We start from the raw sequence: 4,527 nt of genomic DNA, 5'->3' as shown, positions 1-4,527 counted from the left end.
GGGATTGATATCGGTAGTTCTCGTCATCACTACATTCGCACCTCGATCGATCAATGCCCGTTGGAGGTATTCAGACATCTGCATATTCACGGTTTTTTCCAGATAGGTATTACCGTAGGCTCTGCCCACCGCGCCGGAATCAATGCCGCCATGTCCGGGATCGACTACTACAGTCAAGCCGCCCAGAGGTTTCTGGGGATTGCGACTCAGTTGGGGCGGATTGCGGAGGGTAATTACTAAATTATGATTGCGATAGGCGGTTTGATAGCCCCATTGCTGCTGGGCGCGCAGTTGTAGGTTAATTTGCACTCGATCGCTTGTAGGGGCTTGCCAACTAGCTGTAGCGATACCCGTGTTCGGTAAGGTTAGCAACTTATTCGCCGCCCATTGTAGGGGCTGGGCGGTGGGGCTGGCTGGGCTAGGGGATGAGGTTCTACTGCTAATCGCTAGGGATTGGGATGTAGGCGTGGGGGATTTGACCGGGGGAGACGTAGCTGTGGCGAGTGCTGGCGGTAGGTTTAGTTGGGAGATGCTGCCTGTAGTGTTGTAGAGGGTGATGCCGAAGCCGCGATCGTTTTGTTGGATCTCGAAGGGTACGGGGGCAGATAGAGGCAAGACTAATTCGGTTTTGGCTGTGTCGGCTCGAACATCAGCCGCCGCGATCGTTGCTTGGGTGGTTACGGGCGTGGTTAAAATACTCACGGCGGATGCTTCGATCCACGCGCCATAGTCTAACTGATACCAAGGTACGATCTTTTTGAATCGATCGGGGCCTGTCGTTTGGGCGACAATGCGGGCGCGAGTGCCTTGGGGTAGGGGTGTGACTCGTTTGCAATCGTCATGCGCTCCAGTGCGGGCGATGCCAGATTCGATCGCTACTTCCCCGATCGAGATGGTGTTGGGATCGATCTGTGTAACTGGAGAAATTCTTTCTTGACATACGCTCGGCTGCGACTGGGCAATAACGATCGCATTCCCTCGATCGACCGAAATCATCACCAGCGATAAACTCATCAAAAATAAACTACCGATCGCCATCCAAGATCTCAGCTTCATGCACTAAATATAGGGTCGAGGTTTTAGCTCTGTAGTTTACCGCAGATCGAAAGCTTAAATAGTAACGAAAGGATCGGTCGATCGAAAACATAGTGTAGAACTTGCAAAATTAGTTGTCCATCAATTAGGAGATTGGGCAGAAAGTTATTGCCAGATAGCATCGTTAAAATCCGAGACAATTACGCAGTTGCCAAATCGATCGAAGCAACACAAGCAAGACACAATCGTTACTCATGGGGCAAAGTATGCCAGCCCTACAGGTCTGTCTATAGTAATCGAAAAATGGGAACAGCAGGTAGCTTGCTACCGTCAGCGAATATCGTCGATCGCACTACCAATTTTGTTACGCGGTGGTTGAGATTGCCCTAATGACCATACACAATATAGGTGTCATTCTCAATCGGTCACCATCCATGAATTACCCAGTCAGAAAAAAAATTGTAAGGTTTTTTGGTCTTGTGTACTTTTCTTTCGCGATTTCTAGCTGTGGAGAGATAGCAACGCCAGCGAACAGAAAAGAAATAGACAGCGCAATGTTTAAAGAGAAATGGATGCTAACCGTAAATCGAGGGACAATCACCTGTGAACCTCCGAGCGCACTTGTATTCATTGCGCCCGATGGCACTAAATATGGCATAAACGGCACGGCAGATACTATGGGGTACGCCGATATTCGATCTATCTGGATAGATGACCCCAATCCCGAATTTAAAAAGATTGGCACGAAAATGAGCATCGCTCCATTAATGAACGAAGCTCGAAAGCTTTGTAAATGAAGTAGATAGATAGCTGTAGGGTGGGCACTGCCAGCCCTTTCAATGTGAAAAAAGTTACTCTTCTACTACTACTTTTCGATCGATCGGAGAATGCGGTTTTGAATCGAGTTCAACTATGGCGTGCCCCTCTTCGATCGAATTATGAGCAGTTTTTTGATCGAAGAGGGGCACTCAACCACTAGTCTCGCGCGATCTAATGACGGATTTATGACGTTACATGCATGTTGTTCTTGTCACATTGAAAGGGCTGGGCAAAGGCCTACGCAGACTAATTATGAAGCTGTAAAGTGGACAAAATTATCATTAGAATTATCGATCGCCAGAATATTTGCCCACCCTCCAAGAAATCTCTAGGAACTAGCCAGCCGTGCGCCCCTTGTTCAAGCCACTCTGGAGGGCGACGAGGACGACACCCACAGCCATAAATCCCAGTCCTAACAAACGGCTGTCATTCGAGGCAAAGGCAACTAGCACTAAATTGAGTACCAGCGCGATCGCCGGAACGAATAGCGGTACCCGAAATCCAGCAGTGTGCGGATCGCGGCGGGCGATCGCGATTAAGGACAAATTAACCAGCGAGAACATAATCAGAATTAAGGTAGCAGTCGCGCCTGCTAACACTTGTACCGTGCCGGATACCGCCAACCCGATCGCCAAGGGGAGAATTACCAAAAAGGTGCGATGGGGGGTCGATCGATCGGGGTGCAATTTGCCCAACCAAGCGGGTAGCAATCCTTCACGGGACATGCCAAACAGCAACCGCGACGAGGTAATAAAATTTAGCAGGGCGGTATTTAGTACGGCAAAAGCCGCCACGATCGTAAAGATCGCCGCTGGGAACTTGGGTTGTGCCCGTGCCACGACATCTAACAAGGGTGCTTTAGAAGCCGCTAGGGTAGCCGGATCTAACACTTGGACTGCCAGCCAGGACACCAGAATATAAATAACGCCAGCAATTCCCAAGGATAATAGAATCGCGATCGGGACATTGCGCTGGGGATTTTTCACTTCCTCCGCGACATTGACAATATCCTCAAAGCCGATAAAAGCATAGAAGGCCAAGGCTGCGCCCTGAATCACTGCCGTCCAACCGATCGGGGTGGGAGTAACGTTAGGAGGGACAACTGGAGGATTAGCTCCTCCTCCAGCCAAAAATGTACTCGCCACCACAATTACCACGATTAACCCCGAAACTTCGAGGGTGGTACAGATGATATTCAGCAGCGACGACTCTTTCATTCCTCGGAAATTGATAAAAGTCAGTCCGGCAAATAGTGACAGCACGATCGACCAATCGGGAATTCCTGGCGCGATCGCATTCACATAGCCTGCGAAGGCTCTAGATAGCGTCGCCATCGACACGATACAGGTGCAAAACATCAACCACCCTACCAAGGTAGAGAGCCAATCGATGCGAAAGGCGGTATGGATGAAATAAGCGACACCACCACTTTTGGGCAATCGACTCCCTAGTTCGGCATAACACAAAGCAGTCATACTCGCAACCACCATCGCGACGATAAAAGCCGCCCACACCAATCCCCCTGATAATCCGGCAATTTTGCCCACAACGGCGTAAATTCCCGCCCCTAAGATATCGCCAACACCATAAATGACGAGGGTAGGCAATCCAAACACTCGCTTGAGTTCATCTGTTTCTGTATTTGCTGTCATTGACTCGATCCAAACGTCAACTACTATTGAGATCTATTCTAGTTCCTTGTAGGTTAAGTTGAAGAATGAAACGTAGCATCTCAGCGATCGGACAAAAGGCCATTCGATCGTAAATTAGATCTGAAAATATCTAAGGTGTGGTTAACGATCGGATCGATCTCGAAACCCGAATTAACAGCTTACCACTGGCACGATTAGAGGAATTGGGCGAGGCTTTGTTAGATTTTAGTCAGATGAGCGATTTAGTGGCTTGGTTAAATGTCGATCGATCCGGTAGATCGTGTGTGATATCCGATCGATATTAACATTCGATCGAACACCTCGCGATCGAATGTTAATATCAAAGGTAGCGGTAATTAGTAGACGAACGGATTTGCTGACAAAAGGAGGCGCAGACTTTAATCCTACGGCAATTAAATAACCGAATCGATTGAGGAGATTTTGATGTACATTGAGATTATTGCAGTTGGTAGCAACCGCTTTATCAATACTGATGCGATCGTATCGATCGATGTAGGTAAAATCCCTCCAGATAGCGATATAGTGCTGGCACTTACTTCGGATGAGGTTCTAGTCGTCAAGGATGAAACTGCCAAGAATAAGATTACTAATCTGCTAAACTCTGCCTAAATACTAAGTGCATTATATTCTGTGCTACTAGTAAAGAAACCGATATCGATCGTTGACATAAAATCCAAAGTAGCAAGTAAGATTTTCAATCGTTAATCTGTATTTTATCTCAAATTAAGACATCTTCCCTTTTACCCTTTATCCTTTCCTCCTTTAACTAAGTCTTGGTTATCATCATAACTGCGGGAGAGCCAAAATGGACACAATCGAACATCTTCTTTCGAGTCGATCGAGCATTAAAACAAATATTTAGGGCTTGCTGAGTAAAGGCTAAAATGTAGACTCAGAGGCAGTGACAGCGATTAATTTAGCTACTCAGATCCAAGGAAATCAGCTAAAATCAGTTGAAACCCAGTCACCAAGAGAGGTAAATATGTACAGACAAGTTGAA

At 47.3% G+C, this 4,527-nt stretch carries 6 protein-coding genes; 4 read left to right on the top strand and 2 right to left on the bottom strand.

Translation table 11 applies throughout. From position 1 onward, the window contains the following. Positions 1-1,056 (bottom strand): N-acetylmuramoyl-L-alanine amidase (locus tag ACEW9I_RS18240; RefSeq protein WP_373541755.1); only part of this gene is annotated, 1,056 nt, incomplete at its 3' end. A gap of 147 nt (positions 1,057-1,203) precedes the next feature. On the opposite strand from ACEW9I_RS18240, the gene ACEW9I_RS18235 reads away from it, so the two are divergent. Together ACEW9I_RS18235 and ACEW9I_RS18230 are read left to right on the top strand one after the other, a co-directional pair. Further along, positions 1,204-1,425 carry a hypothetical protein gene (locus ACEW9I_RS18235; protein ID WP_373541754.1) on the top strand — a complete coding sequence of 74 codons (222 nt, stop codon included), beginning with the start codon at positions 1,204-1,206 and terminating at the stop codon, positions 1,423-1,425. A 44-nt stretch (positions 1,426-1,469) separates the two neighbouring features. After that, positions 1,470-1,832, top strand: a complete 363-nt coding sequence (locus ACEW9I_RS18230; RefSeq protein ID WP_373541753.1) for a DUF2511 domain-containing protein — start codon at positions 1,470-1,472, stop codon at positions 1,830-1,832. Positions 1,833-2,189: 357 nt separating this feature from the next. On the opposite strand, the gene ACEW9I_RS18225 is transcribed toward ACEW9I_RS18230, so the two are convergent. Continuing rightward, the gene (locus ACEW9I_RS18225; protein ID WP_373541752.1) at positions 2,190-3,506 is read right to left on the bottom strand and encodes an APC family permease; all 1,317 of its coding nucleotides are present in this window, start codon (positions 3,504-3,506) and stop codon (positions 2,190-2,192) included. A gap of 137 nt (positions 3,507-3,643) precedes the next feature. On the opposite strand from ACEW9I_RS18225, the gene ACEW9I_RS18220 reads away from it, so the two are divergent. Then, positions 3,644-3,811: a DUF4351 domain-containing protein gene (locus ACEW9I_RS18220; RefSeq protein WP_373541751.1), complete on the top strand. Its 168-nt coding sequence runs from the start codon at positions 3,644-3,646 to the stop codon at positions 3,809-3,811. A 139-nt stretch (positions 3,812-3,950) separates the two neighbouring features. Next, entirely contained in the window at positions 3,951-4,136 is a 186-nt protein-coding gene (locus tag ACEW9I_RS18215; protein ID WP_373541750.1) for a hypothetical protein, read from the top strand. Positions 4,137-4,527 lie beyond the last annotated feature (391 nt).

Source organism: Chamaesiphon sp. (genome assembly GCF_041738855.1).
Taxonomy (GTDB): domain Bacteria; phylum Cyanobacteriota; class Cyanobacteriia; order Cyanobacteriales; family Chamaesiphonaceae; genus Chamaesiphon.
This window is presented reverse-complemented; position numbering and strand designations above follow the sequence as displayed.

Excerpts from the sequence above, each read along its gene's own strand:
- ACEW9I_RS18230 (WP_373541753.1), top strand. The coding sequence starts at position 1,470 with ATGAATTACCCAGTCAGAAAAAAAATTGTAAGGTTTTTTGGTCTTGTG.
- ACEW9I_RS18225 (WP_373541752.1), bottom strand. The coding sequence starts at position 3,506 with ATGACAGCAAATACAGAAACAGATGAACTCAAGCGAGTGTTTGGATTG.
- ACEW9I_RS18215 (WP_373541750.1), top strand. The coding sequence starts at position 3,951 with ATGTACATTGAGATTATTGCAGTTGGTAGCAACCGCTTTATCAATACT.